Source organism: Streptomyces thermovulgaris (assembly GCF_002155915.1).
In the GTDB taxonomy this organism is placed as follows: domain Bacteria; phylum Actinomycetota; class Actinomycetes; order Streptomycetales; family Streptomycetaceae; genus Streptomyces; species Streptomyces thermovulgaris.
Map to the genome: position 1 here is coordinate 55,298 of NZ_MUME01000011.1, position 23,230 is coordinate 78,527.

At 70.5% G+C, this 23,230-nt stretch carries 20 protein-coding genes; 7 read left to right on the forward strand and 13 right to left on the reverse strand.

The window, feature by feature from the left end:
* Positions 1-188: 188 nt before the first annotated feature.
* From CCN35_RS01150 to CCN35_RS01170, 5 genes are all read left to right on the forward strand, one after another.
* Positions 189-1,013, forward strand: coding sequence for a helix-turn-helix domain-containing protein (locus tag CCN35_RS01150; RefSeq protein WP_086791227.1), 825 nt, complete (start codon positions 189-191; stop codon positions 1,011-1,013).
* Positions 1,010-1,216: a DUF397 domain-containing protein gene (locus tag CCN35_RS01155; RefSeq protein WP_067388560.1), complete on the forward strand. Its 207-nt coding sequence runs from the start codon at positions 1,010-1,012 to the stop codon at positions 1,214-1,216. The genes CCN35_RS01150 and CCN35_RS01155 overlap by 4 nt, the downstream gene beginning before the upstream one ends.
* Positions 1,217-1,265: 49 nt before the next feature.
* Positions 1,266-3,005, forward strand: a complete 1,740-nt coding sequence (locus tag CCN35_RS01160) for an NlpC/P60 family protein (protein WP_245862957.1) — start codon at positions 1,266-1,268, stop codon at positions 3,003-3,005.
* 250 nt (positions 3,006-3,255) lie between these two features.
* The gene (locus CCN35_RS01165; protein ID WP_086791229.1) at positions 3,256-4,413 is read left to right on the forward strand and encodes a calcium:cation antiporter; all 1,158 of its coding nucleotides are present in this window, start codon (positions 3,256-3,258) and stop codon (positions 4,411-4,413) included.
* 96 nt (positions 4,414-4,509) lie between these two features.
* On the forward strand, positions 4,510-5,217 hold the full coding sequence (locus CCN35_RS01170; protein ID WP_211285477.1) for an SMI1/KNR4 family protein: 708 nt from the start codon (positions 4,510-4,512) through the stop codon (positions 5,215-5,217).
* A gap of 68 nt (positions 5,218-5,285) precedes the next feature.
* Here the strand turns inward: CCN35_RS01170 and CCN35_RS01175 are convergent, their stop codons facing one another.
* The 6 genes from CCN35_RS01175 to CCN35_RS01200 all read right to left on the reverse strand — a co-directional run bounded on the left by CCN35_RS01175 (position 5,286) and on the right by CCN35_RS01200 (position 11,737).
* Entirely contained in the window at positions 5,286-6,107 is an 822-nt protein-coding gene (locus CCN35_RS01175) for a lysophospholipid acyltransferase family protein (RefSeq protein ID WP_067388556.1), read from the reverse strand.
* Positions 6,104-6,889, reverse strand: coding sequence for a GNAT family N-acetyltransferase (locus tag CCN35_RS01180; RefSeq protein ID WP_086791232.1), 786 nt, complete (start codon positions 6,887-6,889; stop codon positions 6,104-6,106). The genes CCN35_RS01175 and CCN35_RS01180 overlap by 4 nt, the downstream gene beginning before the upstream one ends.
* 176 nt (positions 6,890-7,065) lie before the next feature.
* Positions 7,066-8,091 carry a hypothetical protein gene (locus CCN35_RS01185; protein ID WP_086791234.1) on the reverse strand — a complete coding sequence of 342 codons (1,026 nt, stop codon included), beginning with the start codon at positions 8,089-8,091 and terminating at the stop codon, positions 7,066-7,068.
* A 280-nt stretch (positions 8,092-8,371) separates the two neighbouring features.
* Entirely contained in the window at positions 8,372-9,121 is a 750-nt protein-coding gene (locus tag CCN35_RS01190; RefSeq protein ID WP_086791235.1) for a succinate dehydrogenase/fumarate reductase iron-sulfur subunit, read from the reverse strand.
* The gene (locus tag CCN35_RS01195; protein ID WP_086791237.1) at positions 9,118-11,067 is read right to left on the reverse strand and encodes a fumarate reductase/succinate dehydrogenase flavoprotein subunit; all 1,950 of its coding nucleotides are present in this window, start codon (positions 11,065-11,067) and stop codon (positions 9,118-9,120) included. The genes CCN35_RS01190 and CCN35_RS01195 overlap by 4 nt, the downstream gene beginning before the upstream one ends.
* A 1-nt stretch (position 11,068) precedes the next feature.
* On the reverse strand, positions 11,069-11,737 hold the full coding sequence (locus tag CCN35_RS01200; RefSeq protein WP_067388541.1) for a succinate dehydrogenase: 669 nt from the start codon (positions 11,735-11,737) through the stop codon (positions 11,069-11,071).
* A 130-nt stretch (positions 11,738-11,867) separates the two neighbouring features.
* Between CCN35_RS01200 and CCN35_RS01205 the strand changes: the two genes are divergently transcribed.
* Complete coding sequence (locus CCN35_RS01205) at positions 11,868-12,755, forward strand: LysR family transcriptional regulator (RefSeq protein ID WP_067388538.1); 888 nt, start codon at positions 11,868-11,870, stop codon at positions 12,753-12,755.
* 127 nt (positions 12,756-12,882) lie between these two features.
* On the opposite strand, the gene CCN35_RS28825 is transcribed toward CCN35_RS01205, so the two are convergent.
* The gene (locus CCN35_RS28825) at positions 12,883-14,172 is read right to left on the reverse strand and encodes an ATP-grasp domain-containing protein (protein WP_245862958.1); all 1,290 of its coding nucleotides are present in this window, start codon (positions 14,170-14,172) and stop codon (positions 12,883-12,885) included.
* Positions 14,169-15,482 carry an ATP-grasp domain-containing protein gene (locus CCN35_RS28830; protein ID WP_245862959.1) on the reverse strand — a complete coding sequence of 438 codons (1,314 nt, stop codon included), beginning with the start codon at positions 15,480-15,482 and terminating at the stop codon, positions 14,169-14,171. Before CCN35_RS28830 ends, CCN35_RS28825 begins: the two co-directional genes overlap by 4 nt.
* Before the next feature lie 552 nt (positions 15,483-16,034).
* Here CCN35_RS28830 and CCN35_RS01215 point away from each other — a divergent pair.
* Positions 16,035-17,342, forward strand: coding sequence for a helix-turn-helix domain-containing protein (locus CCN35_RS01215; protein WP_086791239.1), 1,308 nt, complete (start codon positions 16,035-16,037; stop codon positions 17,340-17,342).
* 91 nt (positions 17,343-17,433) lie between these two features.
* On the opposite strand, the gene asnB is transcribed toward CCN35_RS01215, so the two are convergent.
* The 5 genes from asnB to CCN35_RS01240 form a co-directional block, all read right to left on the reverse strand.
* Positions 17,434-19,284, reverse strand: a complete 1,851-nt coding sequence (gene asnB / locus CCN35_RS01220) for an asparagine synthase (glutamine-hydrolyzing) (protein WP_086791241.1) — start codon at positions 19,282-19,284, stop codon at positions 17,434-17,436.
* 30 nt (positions 19,285-19,314) lie between these two features.
* Positions 19,315-19,563: an acyl carrier protein gene (locus CCN35_RS01225; RefSeq protein WP_086791243.1), complete on the reverse strand. Its 249-nt coding sequence runs from the start codon at positions 19,561-19,563 to the stop codon at positions 19,315-19,317.
* Between the two features lie 82 nt (positions 19,564-19,645).
* Positions 19,646-20,671, reverse strand: a complete 1,026-nt coding sequence (locus CCN35_RS01230; RefSeq protein WP_143631345.1) for an alpha/beta hydrolase family protein — start codon at positions 20,669-20,671, stop codon at positions 19,646-19,648.
* Between the two features lie 10 nt (positions 20,672-20,681).
* On the reverse strand, positions 20,682-21,683 hold the full coding sequence (locus CCN35_RS01235; RefSeq protein ID WP_245862962.1) for a 3-oxoacyl-ACP synthase III family protein: 1,002 nt from the start codon (positions 21,681-21,683) through the stop codon (positions 20,682-20,684).
* A gap of 52 nt (positions 21,684-21,735) precedes the next feature.
* Complete coding sequence (locus CCN35_RS01240; RefSeq protein ID WP_086791247.1) at positions 21,736-23,172, reverse strand: MATE family efflux transporter; 1,437 nt, start codon at positions 23,170-23,172, stop codon at positions 21,736-21,738.
* Positions 23,173-23,230: the final 58 nt, after the last annotated feature.

Consider the following 23,230-nt stretch of genomic DNA (forward strand, 5'->3'; position numbering starts at 1 on the left):
GGTCGTACGCGGCATGTACGACTGCTGTACGGGGCGCTCGCCGTGCCTCGTCCCGCGAGGTCGCGTTGGGCATGTCCCCGGTGGCGTACGGATGACGAGCGCGGCCGTGGGTGAATGCGGGCGGGGTTGCACCCCTGGGGACGAAAGGGCGTGGGAGCGTGAAGGCACGGGACGCGCGGAACAGCCGGGTGGCGAGGACCGGGGATGAGAAGCCCGAGCTGCCGGGCGTGTGGAGGGCGTACGGTGCGCTGCTCCAGTACCTGCGGAAGCGATCGGGGATGAACCAGCAGCAACTCGGCGACGCCATCGGCTACTCACTGGAGCAGGTTGCCTCGGTCGAGCAGGGGCGGCGGCCGGCCAAGGCGGCATTCACGGTGGCGGCGGACCGGGTGCTGAACGCGGACGGAGCCCTGGAAGCGCTTCAGGACGAGGTGGACCGGGCGAAGTTGCCCCGGTTCTTCCGCAACTTCGCCCTGTTCGAAGCAGAAGCGGTGAGTCGCTTCTCCTACGACCCGTTGCTGGTACCGGGGTTGTTGCAGACGGAGGCGTACGCACGGGCCTTGTTCGCCGGGCACTGCCCGCCCTTGAACGAGGAGATCATCGACCAGCACACGGAGGCACGGCTGAGCCGACAGAAGCTCCTGTCGCGGATGCCGCTCGCCGAACTGTCGTTCATCATCGGCGAGGAAGCGCTGCGCAATCCGGTGGGTGACAGGGAACTCATGCGGGAACAATGGCAACACCTGCTGGACGTGGGTGCGTTGCGCAACGTCGAGATCCAGGTCATGCCTGCCGCGTGCGGTTTCCACTCCGGCCTCAACGGGCCGTTCGTGGTACTGGAAACCGGGGAACACCAGCACCTCGGGTACATCGAGTCGCAGGAAGTCGGATGCGTCGTCCACGATCCGGCAGAAGTCAGCGCCTCCGGGTTGCGGTATGGCAAGCTGCGATCGCAGGCTCTGAACAGCACCGAGTCCGCGCGGCTCATCGAACGGCTGGTTGGGGAGACATGAGCGTGAAGCAGGCATCCGAGCACGTCGACGAGCTGCGCTGGTTCAAGAGCAGCCACAGCGGATCGGGCGGCGGCGACTGCGTGGAAGTGGCCGTCGACTCACAGGCCGTGTACGTACGGGACTCGAAGGCCGCGGGCGGCGGGCCGGTGCTGCGGGTCGGCCGGGACGAGTGGGCGGCGTTCGTGGCACTCGCGGCGAAGTAGGGCCGGAGACAGGAAAGTTCAGCGCCCTCGGGCACACGCAGGATGGATCATGGACTCCATGATCCATCCTTCTCGTCGCGGCCTGCTCGCCGCCTTCGCCGTCTCCGCCGCCTCCGTCCCGCTCACCGGTCTGGCCGCGCCTTCGGCCCACGCCGATGCCGCCCCCGCGCCGGTCGATCCCCTCCCGGCGCCGGCCGGTCTGACCTCGGCCCGCTCCTCGGTGACTCTGGCCCCGTTGAACGCCTCGTATTTCACGCCGGTGACCCTGACCTCCCCGCTCACCACCACGGTGCTGCCGGGGACTCCGGCCCGCACGGAGGTCACCTCGAACGGCAAGCGCGTCGCGCTGCTGACCCACGGCGCCCGGACCGTCGTCCTGCCGGGCCCGCGCAGGACGTTCACCGAGAACAAACGGCCCTTCGTGGACGACTTCCAGCGCACGCTGACGGGCTGGGGAAGCTCGCCCGGCGGCGGCAGCTGGAGCACGCTCCCCTCCAGCTCCGACAGTTACTCGGTCGTGCCGGGCACCGGTCTGGTCGTCCTCACCACCACGGGTGTCAGCCGGCACGCCAGTCTGCGGGACGACGAGATCACCGATGTCGACGTACGGTCCGTGGCCAGGTTCGACAAGGTGCCCACCGGTGACGCCTGTTCGTACGGCCTGACCTTCGGTTACCAGGACACCCACAACAACTACCGGGCCCGGCTGTCCTTCACGACCGGCGGAGCGGTCCAGTTCCGCATCGAGAAGGAGGTCGACGACGCCGTCACCCAGCTGGCCTCGGCGCTCACGCTGGCGACGAACAACCCCGCGAACACGGACTGGACGATCCGGGTGCGCCGCGAGGGCTCCCGGATCCGGGCCAAGGCATGGCGTTCCGACGCCGCCGAGCCGTCCGCGTGGAACTTCGACATCGACGACGCGACCTTCGGCAAGGGCCGGGTGGGCCTGCGCGTCCTGGCCAACAGCGGCTGCACCAGCCTGCCGGTCACCCTGAAGGTGAGCCGCTTCGAGGTGAGCGCCGCCACCTGGCACACCCCGCCGAGCGTCACCCACGACGACTGGGTGCGAGTGCTGCCGGAGCCCTTCGACGGCACCTGGACGCCCGAGCTGGAGCAGACGATCCGCGGCTGGGCCGGCTCCACCGCGCCGGATGTGCTCGCCTGTGCGGCGATGTTCCTCGCGGGCGCCCCCGCGGTCACCGCCGGGGACGGTCCGGCGCAGGGCAAACAGGTTCTGGGCGAGGCCGGTTACGGCTATCTGGACGCGCAGGGGTACCGCCTGGAGGGTGCCGACTTCCACGAGTACATGGGCATCGGCTGGACGTTCCCCGACGGCACCTACACCGGTCCGTCGAGCAAGCAGGTCGGGAATCTCGACTGCTCCGGCTACACGCGCATGGTCTACGGCTACCACATGGGCGTGCCCATGGCCGCGAAGGCAGACACGTCGGGGACACGGATACCGCGCAAGTCCCGCGACATGGCCGACCACGCGCCCGGTGTGCTCATCGACCGGACCGACGGCACCCGTCCGCCGGCCGCCGACCTGCTCCAGCCCGGCGATCTCGTCCTGTTCAACGCCGACTCCGGGGACGACGAGGACCAGGGGTCCGTCACGGTCGACCACGTCGGGATCTACCTCGGGCGGGATGCGGCGGGCAAGCGCCGCTTCCTGTCCAGCCGCAAGACGGTCAACGGGCCCACCATGTCCGACCTGGGCGGCCCCTCGCTGCTCGACGGCACGGGCCTGTACGCCAGGTCGCTGCACACGGTGCGCCGTATCTGAGGCGGTGTTCCGGGGCCGGGCCGCCGGACGGCCGGCACGGCGGAACACGGCCGGTGCTCCTCCCCGCGGGCCCGGCCGCTCACGGCGCGGAGGGAGCCCGGCCCCAGTACCCCCCGGTCCACGACCACGTGCGATCGCGCCCACGGACGGCGGCACGGCGCCGGGTAGGGTGAGGCCGGAAGATGTCCGGCGGGACGACCCGTCGGCAAGGTGACGAGCAGGGACGACCCTGCAGAACGCGTTGACCTCTGTGCCCACGGTTTCCGTTCTTCGCACCGTCCTCACCCCGACCGTGGTCCTCCGGCTCGCCCTCGGGTGGGGCGCGTTCCTCGCCCTTTTCCTCGCCGCCCCCTTTCTCTCCGGACGTCTGCCGGCTCCGGCGCTGTGGGCGGTGCTCGCGGGGATCGTCACGGTGATCGTCGTCTGTGCCTTCGGGGTGGTCACCCAGGCCGAGCACCTTGCGCGCCGGCTCGGAGACCCTTACGGCACCCTTGTGCTCACCCTCTCCATCGTGCTGATCGAGGTCGTCCTGATCTCGGCGGTGATGCTGGGCCCGGGTGAGCACGCCACCGTCGCCCGTGACTCCGTCATGGCGGTGTCGATGATCATCCTCGACCTCGTCATCGGCGTGGCCCTGCTCGCAGGGGGCCTGCGCCACGACGACCTCCGTCCCAACCGCGCCGGAGTCTCGGCCTACTTGGCCTTTCTCACGGTCCTCCTTGCCGTCGCGTTCGCCTTCCCCGGTCTCATCGGCACGGAAGGCACCTACACGACGGGGCAGAGGATCCCGATCGTCATCCTCACCGTGTTCCTGTACGGGTTCTTCCTCCACCGGCAGACGGGCGCCCAGCGCATGGACTTTCAGGAAGTCGTCCCGAGCCGCGGTGGTGCGGACGCTCCGGCCCCGGAGGCCGAGCAGCAGAGGAACAGGCCCTTCGACGTGCTGATCCGCCACCGGTCGGAGGCCGTCGCCCGCACCGTGCTGCTCGTGGCGACCGTGGTCCCGATCGTGCTGCTCTCCCACGACATGGCCGCCCTTCTCGACGACGGGCTCGGCCGGGCCGGGGCACCGGTGGCGCTGTCGGGCGTCCTCATTGCGACGATCGTGTTCCTGCCCGAGACGATCACCACGATCCGCGCCGCCCTGAACGGAGAGATCCAGCGGGTGAGCAATCTCTGTCACGGTGCTCTGGTCTCCACGGTCGGTCTGACCGTCCCCGCCGTGCTGACGATCGGGCTGATCACCGGACAGGGTGTCACCCTCGCCGAGAGTCCCGCCCATCTCGTCCTCCTCGGCCTGTCCCTGCTGCTCACTCTCATCACCTTCACGGGCCCGCGTGTGACCGCCCTCCACGGAGCGGCGCACCTGATGCTCTTCGTCCTTTACGGGCTCTCCGTGTTCTCCTGAGGGGCTGCCGATTCCGGGTGCCCCGAAGACCACCCGGGGAGCCGCCTGCGGGTCGGTCCGCGGCCGGGTGTCAGTGGTGACGCATACGCTCCGCGCATGGCTGAGCAGCAGATGTGGGCGGGAGTCCGTGAGCGGGTGGCGGCGGTCGGCGTGCGTCCGCGGAGCACTGAGGTGTTCGGCGCGCACGGGCACGGCTTTCGTCTCGAGGAACCGCTGACGGCGGCGGAACTGGCCGAGCTGGAGACGCAGATCGGCGTACGGCTGCCCGAGGACTACCGGCAGTTCCTCCTCACCGTGGGCGCCGGTGGTGCCGGTCCGGCCTACGGCGTCTTTCCGCTCCGCAGGACCGGTGCCGGCTGGCGGTGGGAGGGCGACGGAGCGGTCCTCACGGACCTGTCGCGGCTCGCCGAGCCTTTTCCCGTACAGGGGCCGGACGCGGCGGCGGTGCGGGCTCTGCTGGACGAGTGCCCGGAGGAAGAGGACTTCGACGGACCCGACGGGCTCGAGGAATTCGACGCGCGCAGGGAGGCCTGGGAGGAGCGCTGGGTCGAGCTGATGTGGAACCCGGACCGGACCGTCGGCGCCGTCGTGATCTGCCACCGCGGCTGCGCCCTGCGCGAGTGGCTGGTCCTCAGCGGGCCCGAGCGCGGCCACATATGGGCGGACGACCGGGCCGACGAGGACGGTACGGACCTGGTGCCCCGGCTCGACGCGTCGGGTGAGCCGCTGACGTTCGCCCGCTGGTATCTGGACTGGCTGGAGGCCGCCGAGCGTCTGGTCCTCGTGGGCGACGCCGGGATCTGAGGTTCCGTCTTCGGCGGCCGGCCGGACCCGGTCCGCAACCGTGCCGGGTGTCCGTGCTCTCCGGCTCCCTACGCCATCAGCGCCGCGTGCGTCCAGCCGGGTTCGGCCGTCCGGCCCTGCTGGGCCGCGCGGGCCAGGGTGCGGCGGTCCGGGTGGGTGCCCGGGGGAATGACGGGGCACACCTCGACCTCGGCGGTCAGGCCGCGGGTCGAGGCCACCCGCCACAGGGACGCCACCAGGGAGTCGTCGCCGACGAAGGCCGCGGCGGTGCCGGTCGTTCCTCCCGGGGCGCGGTAGCGGATGCGGACCGGCTGGACCGGTGCGCCGGCGTCCAGGGCGGCCTGGAAGACGGCCCGGCGGAAACGGCCCTGGGCACGGCCGCACCAGGTGCTGCCCTCGGGGAAGGCGGCGACCGCGGCGCCCTCGCGCAGTGCCTCGGTGATGCGGGCGACCGTGTCCGGGAGGGCGCGCGGGCGGTTCCGGTCGATGAACAGGGTTCCGCCGCGTGCCGCGAGCGCGCCCGCCACCGGCCATCGGCGGATCTCCGCCTTGGCGAGCATCCGGGCCGGGCGTACCGCGGCCAGCAGTGGGACGTCCAGCCAGGAGATGTGGTTGGCGACCAGGAGGAGGCCGCCGGTGGGCGGGGCGGTGCCGGTGATGCGGAGGCGGAGCCCCGAGGCCCGTACGACCGCGCGGCACCAGCGCCGGATCCAGTCGGCGGGGATCCGCCGGCGCAGCGGCACCAGGGCGGCCCCGGTCAGCACCAGTGCCGTGATCAGCGTCAGCCGCAGCACGGCACGCGGTACGGCCGCCGCCGACCGTGCCGTCGACCGTGTCGTCGTCACGCACGTCCTCGGGGTGCAGGGCGCGCCGGGCAGCCAGGTGCTCATCGGGCCGGCAGGAGGGAGAGGAAGTGCCGCAGATAGCGGGGGCCGACCGAGCGCATCGACAGCAGGACGTACAGGTCGGCGACCCCGAAGTCCGGGTCGTGGGCGGGCTCGCCGCAGACCCGGGCGCCGAGGCGGAGGTAGCCGCGCAGCAGGGCGGGCAGTTCGGTGGGGGCGGCGGACGCGGGCGCGGCCCGGGGGATCCACGGCCGCAGCGGGCGGACCCGGTGTTCCTGCGGGGCCAGGTGCCTGGCGCGCACCCGGTCCCAGGTGGCGGAGGCGAGCGCGCCGCCGTCGGCCAGCGGGATCGAGCAGCAGCCCGCCAGCCACTGGTGGCCGCGGTCGAGCATGTAGTGGGCCAGGCCGGCCCAGATCAGGCCGATGACCGTGCCGTCGCGGTGGTCGGGGTGCACGCAGGAGCGGCCCACCTCGACCAGGCCGGGGCGGAGCGCGTCCAGCGGGGTCAGGTCGAACTCGCTCTCCGCGTACAGCCCTCCGGCGGCCGCGACCCGCTCCGGCGGCAGCAGCCGGTAAGTGCCGACGACCTGCCCGGTGAGGGTGTCGTGCACGAGCAGGTGGTCGCAGTGGGCGTCGAAGGGGTCGATGTCGTGGCCGGGCAGCGGAGTGGACAGCCGGGCGCCCATCTCCCCGGCGAAGACGTCGTACCGCAGCCGCTGCGCGGCCCGCACCTCCGCCTCGTCCCGGGCGAGGGCGACGGTGTAACGGGCGGGCAACGGGGGCCGCGCGGGCTGCGGAGGGCTTGTGGGCCTCGTGGGGGCGGTCATGGCACTCTCCAGGTCACGGGCCGGGGGAACGAGGTGCGGGCCGGCGGTGGCGTACGGCCCGCAGGTCCTGTTCTCCCCGGGTCCGCTGACCGGAGCGTGACCGGCACGAAGAGGCCGGGTGTGAGGTTGTTGAACGGCGGGCGGGCCGGAGGCCCTCCCGCACGGTCAGCCGGGCCTCACCCCGCCGGCGTGCACAGGGCCGCCCACCGCTCGGTCTCCGCCGTGTCGAGGACGCGCTCCAGGACCAGGTCGCCCGTCATGCCGGGGAAGAACCGTCCCGCCGGCCAGCTCCGCTCGTACGGCGGCGGGTCGAGGACCAGCAGACGGACGCCGTCGACCACGGGGATGTCGCTGGGCGTGCCTTCGTTCCAGATCCACTCCCCGCTGGGGGCGACGAGGTTGAAGGAGCCGGTGGTGAGGACCTGGCCCGGTGCGTCACGGCACACGGCCGCCTCCTCGGCGGAGGGTGCCCGGCCGGGTATGTGCCCGCCGCCCACCAGGACGTCGGCGAGCAGCGTGTGCAGCTGGAAGTTGTCGCCGATGCCGTGCATCCGCAGCGCGTAACCAGTGCCGCTGGGACGGTGGATGACGACCAGGGGTTCGTCGTCCAGCACCAGCAGGGCGTAGGTCAGGCACTTGAAGGGGTGCCCGGAGGCCTCCTCCACGGCGGACAGTGCGCGCAGCAGTTCCGTGCGCCGGGCGCTGTCGAGCCCGGTCCGCACCGCGGGGTGGTTCAGCATCGCCACGGACGCCGTCTCCCACTGGGGCAGGCTCCACCAGCCCGTGGCGGCCTCCCAGCCGACCCGCTCCACGATCTCCGGTCCCGGGCCGCCCGCGTCCGGCTCGGGGAGGTCCCCTCCCCCGGTCGCCGCCCAGCGCTCGCAGAACGTCCCGGCGGCGGCGAGCGCGTCGGCGAGCCCGTCGAGGATGTGCGGTGCGCAGCGCGTGGCGTCCGCGCCGCGTTCGACGCAGGCGCCGGCCATCACGGCCACCACACCGCGCGGTCCGGGCGGCACCTTCGGCAGCAGTGCGGCGAGCCGGGGTCCGGCCTGCGTGATCTCGTGGTCCCCCGCCTGGTCGAAGTACGTGTGCAGCTCCTGGAAGGTGTGCTGCGACCGGTCGGCGTCCTGTGCCCGTACAGCGGCCTCGAAGCCGGTCACGGCGTCGAGGAACCGCTCCCTCCCCTGTTGTTCGAAGATCATGCGCGCACACTACAGAGAGGGTGTGACAACGGCCGTGCTTCTCCCGGGGGCCTGCCTTCCCGGGCGTCCGTGTCCCCGGTCCTCGGAAGCCTGCCTGCTCGGTCCCCGAAGCCCGTCTTCTCGAAGGGCTGCGCCCTCGGAGGCCTGCGCTCCCGAGGGCACGCCCTCTCGGGCGGCACGTGTTCCCGACAACACGAGACGGGGCCGGGATGAGCACCACTCCCGGCCCCGTCCGTCCGCCCCCTCGGCGAACGCTCTCGAGGAACTGCGCGGCTACCGGTTACCGCTTGGCGGCCTTGCGGGTCGCGCGCAGCCACTCCTTGTTCATGTTGGTGATCGACGTCAGGGGGATGCCCTTCGGGCAGGCGGTGGCGCACTCCCCGGTCAGGGTGCAGCCGCCGAAGCCCTCCTCGTCCATCTGGGCCACCATGTTCAGCACGCGGGTCTCGCGCTCGGGGGCGCCCTGCGGCAGGACGTTGAGGTGGTTGATCTTGGCGGAGGTGAAGAGCATCGCCGCGCCGTTGGGGCAGGCCGCCACGCAGGCGCCGCAGCCGATGCACTCGGCGTGCTCGAAGGCGTAGTCGGCGTCCGCCTTGGGCACGGGCGTGGCGTGGGCCTCGGGCGCGGAGCCGGTGGGGGCGGTGATGTAGCCGCCGGCCTGGATGATGCGGTCGAAGGCCGACCGGTCGACCACCAGGTCCTTCACCACCGGGAAGGCCGCCGCCCGCCACGGCTCGATGTCGATGGTGTCGCCGTCCTTGAAGGACCGCATGTGCAGCTGGCAGGTGGTGGTGCGCTCGGGGCCGTGCGCCTCGCCGTTGATGACCAGGCTGCACGCGCCGCAGATGCCCTCGCGGCAGTCGTGGTCGAAGGCGACGGGGTCCTCGCCGGAGAGGATGAGCTGTTCGTTGAGGACGTCCAGCATCTCCAGGAAGGACATGTCGGGCGAGATGCCATCCACCTCGTAGGTGGCCATGGCGCCTTCGGCGTCGGCGTTCTTCTGGCGCCAGACGCGCAGGGTGAGCTTCATGCGTAGCTCCGCTGAGTGGGGTGGACGTACTCGAAGACCAGGTCTTCCTTGTGCAGGACGGGGGCCTTGCCCGTGCCCGTGAACTCCCAGGCCGCGGCGTAGGAGAACTCGTCGTCCTTGCGGGCCGCCTCGCCGTCGGGGGTCTGGGACTCCTCACGGAAGTGGCCGCCGCAGGACTCGGTGCGGTGCAGGGCGTCGAGGCACATGAGCTCGGCGAGCTCCAGGTAGTCGACGATGCGGTTGGCCTTCTCCAGGGACTGGTTCAGTTCCTCGCCGGTGCCGGGGACCTTGACGCGCTTCCAGAACTCCTCGCGGATCTCGGGGATGCGCTGCAGGGCCTTGCGCAGGCCGGTGTCGTTGCGGGCCATGCCGCAGTACTCCCACATCAGCTCGCCGAGCTCGCGGTGGAAGGAGTCGGGGGTGCGGTCGCCGTCGACGGAGAGGAGCTTGTTGAGGCGTGCCTCGGTCTCCGCCACCACTTCCTGCACCACCGGGTGCTCGTCGGTCACCGGGTCCAGCTTCGGGTTGCGGGCCAGGTAGTCGTTGAGGGTGGGCGGGAGGACGAAGTAGCCGTCGGCCAGGCCCTGCATCAGCGCGGAGGCGCCGAGGCGGTTGGCCCCGTGGTCGGAGAAGTTGGCCTCGCCGATCGCGAACAGGCCGGGGATCGTGGTCTGCAGGTCGTAGTCGACCCACAGGCCGCCCATCGTGTAGTGCACGGCGGGGTAGATCCGCATCGGCACCTCGTACGGATCCTCGTCGGTGATCCGCTGGTACATGTCGAAGAGGTTGCCGTACTTGGCCTCGACGGCCTTCCTGCCCATCCGCTTGATCGCGTCCGCGAAGTCCAGGTACACGCCCTGGCCGCCGGGGCCGACACCGCGGCCCTCGTCGCAGACGTTCTTGGCGGCGCGGGAGGCGATGTCACGCGGGACGAGGTTGCCGAAGGACGGGTAGATGCGCTCCAGGTAGTAGTCGCGCTCGTCCTCGGGGATCTCGTTCGGCGGACGGTTGTCGCCCTTGGCCTTCGGCACCCAGATGCGGCCGTCGTTGCGCAGCGACTCGCTCATCAGGGTGAGCTTGGACTGGTAGTCGCCGGTGCGCGGGATGCAGGTGGGGTGGATCTGGGTGAAGCAGGGGTTGGCGAAGTAGGCGCCGCGCCGGTGCGCCCGCCAGATGGCGGTCGCATTGGAGTTCATGGCGTTGGTCGACAGGTAGAAGACATTGCCGTAGCCGCCGGTGGCGAGGACGACGGCGTCGGCGAAGTAGGTGTCGATCTTGCCGGTGACCAGGTCGCGCGCCACGATGCCACGGGCCCGGCCGTCGACGACGATCAGGTCGAGCATCTCGGTGCGCGCGTGCATCTCGACGTTCCCGGCGGCGATCTGCCGGGACAGCGCCTGGTAGGCGCCGAGCAGAAGCTGCTGGCCCGTCTGGCCGCGGGCGTAGAAGGTGCGGGAGACCTGGACGCCGCCGAAGGAACGGGTGTCGAGCAGACCGCCGTACTCGCGGGCGAACGGCACGCCCTGCGCCACGCACTGGTCGATGATCTCCACCGAGATCTGCGCCAGGCGGTGCACATTGGACTCGCGGGCGCGGAAGTCGCCGCCCTTGACGGTGTCGTAGAACAGCCGCTGGATGGAGTCGCCGTCGTTGCGGTAGTTCTTCGCCGCGTTGATGCCGCCCTGCGCGGCGATGGAGTGGGCGCGCCGCGGGGAGTCCTGGTAGCAGAACTGGATGACGCGGTAGCCCTGTTCGGCCAGGGTGGCGCCCGCCGAGCCGCCGGCGAGGCCGGTGCCGACCACGATCACCGTGCGCTTGCGCCGGTTGGCCGGGTTGACCAGCTTGGCCTCGAAACGGCGCTTGTCCCAGCGCTCGTGGATCGGGCCGGACGGGGCCTTGGTGTCGGCGATCGGGTCACCGACCGTGTAGTCGACGTAGGAGGTCATGTCAGCTCACCACTCCGGTCATGACGCCCACCGGGACGGCGATGAAGCCGGCCGTGAGCAGCAGTGCGAGGACGTTGGCGGCGGCCTTCAGGGCGCGGTCGCGGGCGCGGCTGCCGACGCCGAGGGTCTGGGCGGCGCTCCACAGGCCGTGCCGGATGTGCAGGCCGAGCGCCAGCATGGCGACGATGTAGATCACATTGCCGTACCAGGTGGAGAAGGTGGCCACGACGTTCTGGTACGGCCGGCCCGGCTGGAAGTCCGTGTGCACGGTGCCGGTGGTCAGGTCGAGGAGGTGCCAGAGGATGAACAGACCGAGGATGACCCCGCCCCAGCGCATGGTGCGGGTGGCATAGCTCGCCCGGGGCTTGGAGTGGACGTACTTCTGCGGCCGCGCCTTGATGTCGCGTCGGCTGAGCTGGTACGCGGAGACGGCGTGGGCGACGACCGCGAGCACCAGGACGACCCGGACGAGCCAGAGCGTCCACTCGTAGTGCATGAACGGCTCGCCGATGGTCCGCAGCCAGTGGGCGTAGTGGTTGAACTCTCCGGCCCCGAAGAAGATCTTCAGGTTTCCGAGCATGTGGACGACCAGGTACAGCAGCATGATCAAGCCGCTGACCGCCATCACGGTCTTCTTGCCGACGGTCGAGCCCCAGATGGTACGAACCATGGACGGCCGTCGGTCCGTCCGCGTTGCCAGTGCCATGTCCCATGAAGGTAGGGCCGAAAGGCCCTATCGGTCCAAGACATGGAGCAGCTTGTTTCGATAGGCAATCCCTATGAAGACGTATGCTGGTCGGGTGCAGTTCCAGCAGCTTCAGTACTTTGTGGCGGTTGCGGAGACCCGGCACTTCACCCGGGCCGCCGAGCTGGTCCATGTGGCGCAGCCGTCGCTGTCGCAGCAGATCAAGGCGCTGGAGCGGGAGCTGGGCGCCGATCTGTTCCTGCGGGCGCGGGGCAACATCACGCTCACCGACGCCGGGGAGGCGCTGCTGCCGCTGGCACGGCGGATCCTCGCGGACGCGGACACGGCGCGGCACGCGGTGCAGGAACTGGTGCAGCTGCGGCGGGGGCGGGTGCGGCTGGGGGCCACTCCCAGTCTGTGCACCGGCCTGCTGCCGGACGTCCTGCGGGCCTTCCACGACCGCTATCCCGGCATCCGGCTGCTGATCGAGGAGGGCGGCTCGCACGACCTGGTGCGGGAGCTGGCCCGCGGCGCCCTGGACCTGGCGCTGATCGTGCTTCCGCTGCCCACCCCCTCCCCCGCCCTGACCACGGTGGAGCTGCTGCGCGAGGACCTGGTGGTGGTGTCCTCGCCGGAGGCGCCGCCGCCCGGCGGCCGGGGACGCCGCACGGTCCGCATCGCTGACCTGCAGGGCGAGCGCCTGGTGATGTTCCGGCACGGGTACGACCTGCGGGAGCTGACGGTCGCCGCGTGCCGCGCCGAGGGCTTCGAGCCGGACTTCGCGGTCGAGGGCGGCGAGATGGACGCGGTGCTGGGGTTCGTGCGGGCGGGCCTGGGCGTCGCCGTCGTACCGCGCATGGTGGCGACCCGCGCCGGGCTGGGTCTGCGGGTCACACCGCTGGCCCGGCCGGGGCTGCACCGTACGATCGCGCTGGCCCATCGCAGCGACGTGGACCCGCCCCGGGCGGCCCGGGAGCTGCAGCGGATGCTGCTGGAGCGGTGAGCGGGACCGGACGGCCGGGTCGGGAGCGCGGTGCGCCCCGCGCGGCCCTCACTCCGGCCGGACAGGTCACCGGCGGCCGGTGCGTGCGTGGACGCCGCGGGCCGCGAGGGGCAGTGTGCACACCCGGTCAGCGTGTGCAGGAACTGGTGTGCGCGTGCGGCGGCCGGTCGGTGACCACCTCGTACATGAAGGCCCCGTCGAGATAACGGATGGTGTTGAGGTCGCGCAGCAGCACGTCGTGCACCTCGTGCTCCAGCCGGACGGTGAGAGGGTAGGTCATGTCGTCGACAGTGCGCCTGATCCACTCACCCGGGCGGACCAGGGTGCGGACGTCGACGACACTCGGCAGCTCCCTGATCTTCTGGAGGTCCCGGTAGCCGACGAGACGGCCCTCGTACGGGGACGCCAGACCGGCCCAGCCGATGGCACGGCGGACTCGGTAGTTCTGCCCGGCCCGAGCCGCGAAGCGGTCCGGACGCAGGTAGGCGTCCACCGTCCATTCGAGCTGGCCTTCTCCGATGGCCCGCTGGGCGTAGTACGGCAACTCGCCTCCCGAGATACGGGCGCCGATCTCGACCAGGCGCGGCCCGTTCGGGGTGCGCTTGATCTCGAGGTGGGCGGGCCCGTACTGGATGCCGAGGGCGTCCAGCACCTCGAAGGCATAGGGGGTCAGTTCCCGGACCGCGGCGTCCGCGGCTGGCAGCAGATAGGTCTCGACCAGCAGGTCGGTCACGCCGTTGACGGAGATGCGCTCGGTCTGCCACGCGTCGGTCACCTGGTGGCGGCCCTGGCAACTGACGGTGTTGACGATGTACTCGGTGCCCACCAGGTACTCCTGGGCCACCACTCCGGCCGCCGACTCGGAGAAGACGGTGGTCCGGTCCGCGAGCAGCTTGTACGCGGCCGCGGACTGGTCCGGTGTGGAGCAGAAGGAGACACCGTCGCCCGCGGCGCTGCGCAGCGGCTTGAGGACGATCGTGCCGCCGATGCGCTCGTGCCAGGCGCGCAGCTGCTCCTCGCTCTCGACCAGCAGCTGGCGGGCGCCGGGGACTCCGCACGCCTTGATCCTCTCGATCATGGCGTACTTGTCGCGACGGGCGCGGCTGAGCTCCGTTCCGTTGCCGGGCAGTCCCAGTGCCTCGCTCAGGAGGTCCGCGAACTCCACCCCGATCTCACTGCCGGTGAGCACCGCGGCCGGCCGGAGCGCACGCACCGTCCTTGTGAACGCCTCGAGGTCGCCGGTGAAGACGAGGTTGTCCTGGTACTCCGACAAATCCAGGGAGCCGCGGTACACCAGGGGCACCTCGGGGGTGCTCTGGACGCGGACCACCGGATGACCGGCCGCCCGGAAGGCGGCCGGGAAGCCTCGCGCCGGGGCGTAGGGGTCAACAATGACCACGGGTGCTGCGGCTGTCACGCCGGATCTCCTGCCGTGTTGTTCGGGTGCGTCCCTGCCGGGACCGGGTCTGCTCGGTGTTCTCCGCACGGCTGCGCCGCCACCCGGAAGCGGGCCGACGCGGTGCGGATGGCCTGCTCCACCGCCGCGCTCGTCGGGCCGGTGAAGCGGAAGCGGCCACCGACGTGCTCGTAGTAGGCATCCGCCAGGGGCAGGATCTCGCCGGGCTCCAGCAGGGATTCTGCGTACAGGCCGGGCACGCTGCCCTTCAGCGGGGTGACATGGGTGATGCGGCAGGGCCGCTCGGCCGGTGCGGGGACCAGCAGCCACCCTCCGACGCCGGTGGAGCGCTGCTCGGCCTTCTTCGGCTGTTCACCCAGCTGCAGGGCGAACGCAGCCTCCATGAGGTCGTATCCGTGCACGTCCCGCCAGATGAAGGGGATCTCGGCGCCGCCGACGCGGGCGCCGATCTCCAGGAATGTGCAGGTCACAGCGCCGTTTTCGGTGGTGTCGACGAAGACTTCCAGGTGGAAGACGGTGGCTGTGTCGGTGAGCGCGGCCAGGAAGCGCCGCGCCCAGGTGCCGACGGCCTCAACGACTGCCGGGTCGTCCACCTCGACCGAGCCCAAGGGGACGCCGTCGCGAAAGCCGAGGCAGTCGTTGACGTATCGCGAGACCCGCCAGATCTCCAGCCGGCCGTCGCGGTACAGGCCGTCCACATGATGGATCGGGTGAGCCACATGGGCCTGGGCCATGAGAACCGTGCCCTTGGGCCAGGACACCCCGGCAAGGTCACCGGGGCCGCGCACCAGGCGGACGCCCGCGCTCGAACTGCCCTGCAACGGCTTCAGGACGACGGGCCATCCCTGCCGCTCGGCGAATGCCACCACGTCGGTGTCCGTGGAGACCGGGGTGAAGGCCGGCACTGGCAGTCCGGCCCGCGCGATGCGCCGGCACATCTCCAGCTTGTCCCGGAAGGGCAGCAGGTCGGCCGTCGTCGCGCCCGGCAGGCCCCACCGGGCGCGCAGCCGGGCCGCGATCAGCAGATCGTCCTCCTTGAGCGCCACGATCGCCTTCGGTGCGCCGAACCGGCCGACCAGTCCCGTGACGGCCTCGGTCACCGCGGCCAGATCGTCCGTGGCCGGCACCAGTGCGACCTCGGCCGCCGATGCGGGCACGCCCTGCGCGCCCACATCGGTGGTCACATAGGTGACCGCATGCACCGCGTGGTCGAGGTATTCCTCGTAGTGCGCGTACCGGTCCCGCCACCGGTGGATCACGATGACGTGAGGACGCGCTGCGCTGTCGTCCGGGTTCCCTGACATCGGCATGAGGTGGAGACCCTTCTAGGACACCCCGCATTGATAACTGCAGTCAAGTTACCCGTCAACGGTGAGAGTTGACAATAGTCATCGCGCAGGGCGGCCCGTCACCAGGGCCAGTCGCTGCACGAGGGAAGCCCGCACGCGACCTCCGGGTCGAGCGGGCGCCTCAGGAGATCCCCGTCGGGCGGGGAACCTGTCAGCGCCCCCTCCTCAAGACTGTGAGGAGGGCGCCGTAACCAGGCGTCCCGGGGAAGTGGATCCGTGTGACTGACATGATTCGACTCAGCAGACATCGCGCCCCCCGTAATGGGATGCCGCGATCGCCGCACACCTGTACGGCACCACCGTGCATCCCATTGCTTGCACTTGCTTACACTTGCCAGGTCTGAGATCCTTTGGCCCTCCAGGGCGTTAACATCAAGCGACTGTAAGTCATACGCTCCACGACACGGAGTGACATCAGTTGCTTCTTCAGTCAACTTGAGCCCGGGTATCATATTTACCGTCGTGAGGGGCGGCAAGTGATTCCCGGGTCCACCCCTGTTGGAGCGACACGACATGAAGTCCCCCCTGGTTCAGCAGCCAGACTTCGGAGAGCGGCTGCGCAAGCTGCGCAAGCAGCGCTCGTTGTCACAGCGCGACTTGGCCGGGGAGCGCATCACTCCGAGCTACATCTCGCTGCTCGAATCAGGGCGACGGGTACCGACCCTCGACGTCCTGCTGCAGTTGAGTTCCGTGCTCGAGGTGAGTCTGGAGACGCTCACCGGGTCTCCGGTCGACTTCCCCGAACTGTCCTCGCGGGACACCCCGGTGACGGCGTCGGCCACCGCCGGGGACTCCACCGCCGTTCTTCACGGCTCCGCGGCCGACGCCCTCCTGCTGGCCGACGGGTCCGAGGACCTGCCCCCGGACGTCCTCCGGGAACGGTTGGAGGCGCTGTACCAGGAGCTTCTGGCCTCTCCCCCGTCCTGGGCACTGTTCCAGGTCGCGTTCCGGCTGGCGCAACTGCTGGCCGCCTTGGGCGACGCCCAGGGCCGCTTCGACGTGCTGAGCACGGTGGCGGGCCTGCTCACGGAGGGCGACTCGCCCGGCATCCGGCTGCGGATCCTCACCGATCTGGCGGCCGCGGCCCGGGACGCCGGGAACATGTCCGCGGCGCGCGCGGCGGTGGCCGACGGCCGGGCCATGATCGAAACGTCCGGCGCACGCCACAGCATCGACCACGTCCGCCTGGTCTCGGTCGAACTGTCGGTCAGGTGCGAGGGCGACGAGCAGCTCTCCGACCTGACGCCGCTGGCGGACGAGTTGCTCGAGGCGGCCCGGCACATCGACTCCCCCTCCGTACTGGGACGTGCCCACTGGTCCGTGGGAACCATGCTCACCCGGTACAACCGGGCCGAGGAAGCGGTGACCCACCTGCTGGCCGCGCGCGACATGCTGAGCAACGGCAACCTGCCCATCCGCGAGTGGCTCCACTTCTGCACCGCCCTGGCCTCCCTGCTGATCGACCTGGGCGTCGAGGACGAAACGGCCCGTCGGCACCTGAACGCCGCCTTGGCCATCACGGAGGCCAGCGGCTGGCCTCCCACGCCGGCTCTGCTGAGGGCTCAGGCCCGCCATCTGGTGGCCACCGGTGCCGCGGCCGAGGCCGAGGAGCTGTGCCGCCGCACCCTCACGAAAGACCCGTCGATCCGAGGCCGGGACCGGGCGCAGTTCTGCGCCACCTGGGCGCGTGCGCTGGCCGCCCTGGACCGCCCCGCCGAGGCCGTCGAGCAGATGAGGGAGGCGGCGCTCCTCTTCGAGGAAGCCGGTCACCTGCGGCTGGCCGTGGAGTGCTGGCGCTGGCTCGACCGGATGCGTCCCTGAGGCACCGCGATCGTGGCCAATGCCTGTGGGGGGTGGGCGCTCACCGCGGTGAGCGCCCACCCCCCACAGCACGAACCGGCCCGACGAGGTGTCAGATGTCCAGCTGCACCTCGTACGACGCCAGCCAGCGGTTGAGCCAGAGCGCCGTCTCCAGTCCCCCTCGGTCGTACGGCATGCTCACGTCCCCCACCGGCCGGTCGAGAACCCTGCGGATGCGTGCCACGTCGAGCAGGGGAAGGACGGGGGAGTCGGCGTCGGCGAGCACCTCGGTCAGCTCGGTGCGCAGTGCCGCCTCGTACACGGGGTCCTGCGTCGCCGGGTAGGGCGTCTTGGACCGCTCCAGCACCGACACCGGCAGCAGATCCCCGGCGGCCGCCCGCAGCAGGCTCTTCTCCCTGCCGTCGAAGGACTTCATCTCCCACGGGACGTTGAAGACGTACTCCACGAGCCGGTGGTCGCAGAACGGCACCCGTACCTCGAGGCCGACGGCCATGCTCATACGGTCCTTGCGGTCGAGCAGCGTCTGCACGAAGCGCGTGAGGTTCAGATACGTCATCCGGCGCATCCGCCGGTCGTTGTCGCTCTCTCCGTCGAGGACGGGAACCTCTGCCACAGCCTCCTCATAGCGCTCCCTGCGGTAGCCGGGAATGTCGAGCTTCTGCAGCAGCCCGGCGTCGAGCATGGAGGTACCGCCGAAATAGCGCGCGGAGCCGGAGGTCAGCCAGGGGAACGTGGGCGCCTCGATCGCGGCGGAGCGGTGGAACCACTGGTATCCGCCGAACAGCTCGTCCGCCGACTCGCCGGACAGGGCGACGGTCGACTGTTCGCGCACCGCGCGGAACAGCAGGTACAACGACGGCCACATGTCGCCCCAGTACGCCGGGGGCAGGTCGGTCGCCCGCAGAACGGCCTCACGTACGGCCGGGTCGACCAGCTCCGCGCTCTGCAGCAACACCTCCCGGTGGTGGGTGCCGAGGTGCTTGACGACCTCCTTGACGTAGGGCGCATCGGCCGAGCCGCGCACCACGTCGGGCTCGAACCGGTCGGCCGCCGTGGTGAAGTCCACGGAGAAGGAGTTCACCGGACCGCGGCCCTGATCCTGCAGGGCCCGGTGCGCCAGCGCCGTGACCGTGGAGGAGTCGAGGCCGCCCGACAGCAGTGTGCACAGCGGCACGTCGGAGATCAGCTGGCGGGAGACGATGTCCTCCAGCAGATCGCGCACCGTGCCGATGGTGGTGTGCAGGTTGTCGTGGTGCTCACGGGCCTCCAGCTGCCAGTAGCGCGTCTTCGTCAGACCGGACTCACGGACCCGGACGAGCTGCCCCGGACGCACCTCGTACATCCCGGAGAAGACGGTCCGCTCGGGCGTCTTGACCATGTCGAGTGCTTCGCACAGGCCGTCCCGGTCGACGCGGCGCGGCACCATCGGGTTGGCCAGGATCGCCTTGGGTTCCGAGCCGAACAGCACACCGTCCGGGGTCGGGAAGTAGTAGAGCGGCTTGACGCCCATCCGGTCGCGCACCAGGAGGAGTTCCTCGGTGCGCGGATTCCACACCCCCATCGCGAACATGCCGTTGAGGTGCTCGGCGAACCCCTCGCCCCACTGCAAATAGGCGCGCAGTGCGACCTCGGTGTCGCTCCGTGTGGTGAACCGGTGGCCGTAGGAGGCCAGTTCCGTCCGCAGCTCCCGGAAGTTGTATATCTCCCCGCAGAAGGTCAGGACGGCGAGGACGCGCCCGTCCTCCTCGGCCACCATGGGCTGACGGCCGCCCTCCAGGTCGATGACCGACAGCCGCCGGTGGCCCAGCGCCGCATGGCCCGAGATCCACAGACCCTCGGCGTCCGGGCCCCTGCAGACCATGGTGTCGTTCATGCTCTGCAGCAGGGGACGTTCACGACCGAGGTCGCGAGTGAAGCTGAGCCAGCCGGTGATTCCGCACATCGCGGTGACCTTTCTCTTCGACCTGGTCCGTCAGGCGAGTTGGGTGTTGATCAGGTCCAGCAGCTGCCCCGGCGTCTTGGCCTCGCTGACCACGTCCTCCGGCAGTTTGATGCCGTGCGTGCGCTCCAGCTGCAGGACGGCGTTGAGGCGGGTGAGCGAGTCGAAGCCCAGCTCGTCGAAGGTGACGTCGGCCAGGTCGTCGCTGGGCTCGACCGGGTCGGCGTAGCCGTTGCAGTCGTTGAGCACATTGATCAGTTCGGTCAGGGTGAGAGCGGCCATGTCCTCTCCGTTTCTCTCAGGTCGGTCGACGCCCCAGGGGCGGGTGACGCCCCAGGGGCGTCGACCTCTCAGGGGCGGCGTGTCATGCGGTGCCGGTGACGTCACGGGCGAGGGCGTCGAGGACCTCGGGTGCGAAGGGACCGTAGGTGCGGGTGCCGTCGCCGTGCGGCCCGGACATCAGGTGTCCCAGTCCCGGGTAACTGCGCAGAGTCGAGGAAACCCCGTGGGCGGTCGCGGAGTTGTGCACCAGCCAGGCCTGCCGGGGCGGAGTGGTCCAGTCGTCGTCCCCGACGTGGATGGAGAGCGGCCCCGGGACGCGGGCCGCCCGTTCGTAGGGGTGCGGCTGCGCGGCCCAGTCCTGCCAGAAGGAGGCCGGACCGGACTCGTCGCCCTGGTGCAGTGCCCGTTGGGTGGCGGCGTCGTACTCGGCGGTGAGGTGGGCCCACAGCTGCTCGGCCGGCACACGGTCGCCCAGGCGGTCGTCGAGGTCGAAGTCGTCCCACCAGCCGCTGCGCCCTGCGGTGTCGCGGGCCGCGGCCGCCAGGTCGACGTTTCCCTCCTCGTCGATGTATCCCGCCGACATCAGCCACTCCTGGTGCCGCAGGAGGTTCATCCAGCGGCGGCGCACCATGTAGTTCTCCCCCACGGGAGCCACCAGGATCAGCCGATGGGGGGCCGCGAGTTCCTCGGCCGCCGCGAGGGCGACCTCGGTCCCCATGGAGATCCCCAGCAGGGACACACGGGTGGGGTCGACCTCGTCGTGCCCGGCGAGCCACTTCACCGCCGTCACGGCGTCCTCGACCAGACCCGTGAAGGTCAGCCGGGGAGAGCCCGCACCGTCGTCGAACGGCTCCGTGACGAACCTGCTGTCGTAGGAGAGCGCCACGGCTCCACGTGCCGCACAGGCCGCGGTGATGTCGTCGAAGAGCCGGACGGTCCCGTTGGCCGACACCTCGTGCGGGAGCAGCCCCGCGCGGTCCCAGGCCCCGAACGGGTGCAGGATCACGACCGCGGGCGCCGCCTGCACACGGGACGGCGGGCTGGTCAGCGTCCCCGAGAATCCGTCCAGCGTCACGGTTTCCCGCCGCACCGCGCCGTTGTCCGTCATGTGGATCACCTCATACCTGAAGCAGCGTGCAGAACCAGTGCATTCCGGTGGCCAGGCCGGCCAGTGCCACCACGTCACCGGAGTGCAGTTCCCCGCGTTCCCGGTGCATCTGCAGGCAGATGAGCTGGTCGGCGCCACCGCAGTGCCCGATGCCGGCGGCGAGCTCCGCGTTGGTGCGGCTCAGCTCGATTCCCACCGCCCGGGCCATCTCCTTCATCGATTTCTGATTGTCGTTCAGGTAGATGACGCGGGCGAGCCGATCCCGTGGCACGCCGCTTCGCTCGCAGGCGCGGTCGATGACCTGTGCCACCCGTGCGTTGACACTGCGGACGAACGCGGTGAGGTGTTCGGGATCCTTTCTGAAGTGGCGGTACACCAGTGCCAGGGGATCGACCGTCAGATTCGACTCCCTCTCCGGCGGGTGGGGAGCCGCGGCACCGCCGTATTCGATACGGAAGAACTCGGCGCACTCGGGGTCGGTGATCTGTTCCGTGCCCAGCCAGCGCAACTGGCGTTCCCCGCGCCTGAGCACGGCGGCGGCGCTGCCGTCGCTGCTCAGGCAGGTGTTGGTGCGCATACGGTTGCTGTGCTGTTCGCTGACGCGGTTCACGGTGACCAGCAGCACCGTCCGCACGTCCGGGCGGATCGCCATCAGGCCGGCTATCTGCTCGAAGGCCGTCACGCCCGAGGCACACGCCTGGGTGAGCATCAGCGTGGGCGTACCCGACAGGCCGAGTTCCCGCGCCACGGCCGTGGACATGTCCCAGTTCAGATAGTCGGGCACATTGCTGTTGGCGACGACGAGGTAGTCGATGTGGTCGGTGTCGATGCCCGCCGCTGCCACGGCCTTGCGGGAGGCGTCGGCGGCAAGCGTGACGGCCGATTCCCCGTCGGCTGCCCGGTGGTATGTGTGATATCCCCAGGCGAGGACACGTTCGGGGTCGTCCACGTAACGCGACACGGTGTCGGCCACGCTCTGCGGATCGCCAAGCCGGGTGGCCAGTGAAACCATTCCGAAGTCTATGGGCGGCACAGTAGTCATCCCTTGTCGCACGGCACTGCTGTCAGGACTCGGCGGAGGCTTCATGCGTCGCCGTCGGCACCGCCGAGTTGGCCTTGACGGCGAGAAGAAGCAGGGTGAGGGTCTGGGTGAAGGCGTTCGCGATCATCGCCAGCCAGACGCCGCGCAGTTCCAGGGCGGTGCTCGACAGGGCCGGTGCGAGCACGGCCTGCAGCCCGGCACTCGCCAGGGTCACGTACGCCAAGACGCCGCCCTGCCCGCCACCCAGGAACACTCCGCTGAGCACGACGTTGCACAGCAGCAGCGCGATGTACACCGCCATCCAGGGCGCCTGGCCGGATGCCGCGTGGTGCACTGCCGGGTCGTCCGTGGTCAGCCGGAGGGCCGGCGCGGCACCGACCAGGACGATGATGCCGCTGAGCAGTGACCAGCCGACACCGAGCCGGATGGTCGAGGACCGGGTGTCCGTCAGCCCCTGCTCCTCGCCGGCTCCCCTGGCGCGTGCCGCCGCGATGGTGGCCGCCTGGCGGATCGCGTACGCCGCCATGCTCAGCACGAGCAGGCCCTTGGTGATGGCCCCGTACGCGGCGACCTGATCGGTGCCGAAGCGCGCGATCACGCCGACGACGAGCATGCCGGCCGTCATGCGCACGAAGAAGTCCACGGCCATGGGCGTCCCCGCCTGCCAGATCTCGCGCAGCGGCGAGGGCTGATCGGCGGCCGACCCGTCGTCGGCCTGGTGTGCCCGGCGCCTGAAGTCGGCCCTCAGGTAGAGGCCGACCGTCCACAGCAGGACGAGGGTCCGGGAGGTGACGAGGGCGAGGGCCGCACCGGTCACTCCCAGTTCGGGCATGCCGAGCAGACCGAAGATGAGGACGGGATCCAGTACGAGCAGGATGCCGTTGGCCAGCATGGCCATTCTCATCGGCGTTCGGGTGTCCCCGTGGGCCTTGAAGGCGCTGTCGACGGCGTTCTGGCCGTAATAGACGGCGATGCCCGGGATCGCGATGGACAGGTAGTCGTGCGCGAGCTGCAGCGCCCGGGCGTCGTTCTCGCCCAGGATGAGGCGTGCCAGGGGCTCACGGATCAGGAAGAGCGTGACACAGGTGACCGCGGTGACGACGACGGTCACACGCCAGGTCGTGCCCAGGACCCGCTTGACCCGGGAGTGGTCCTCCGCCCCCACGGCGCGGGACAGCGCCACCGTGGCACCGCCGCTGACCGCGAGAATCACCCCGAGCAGAACGTTCTCCAGGCTGCTGGCGACGGTGACGGCACTGAGCTCCGCGGCTCCCAGCCGCCCGACCCAGACGACGGTGATGATTCCGGCGATCACGCCGGACATCAGCTCGAGGTAGATGGGCCAGGCCAGAGGGGTCAGCCCGGCCGGATCGACGCGTCTCAGCAGCCCGCCCCGTGGGGCGCCTGGGGCCGGTTGCGCCTTGTCCGGCTCGGTGCCGGTGGTGGTGGGAGGGGTCATGCGGCCCTACCTTCTTTCGTACGGCCCGATCGGTCGCGACGATGGGGTCGCGCGAGCG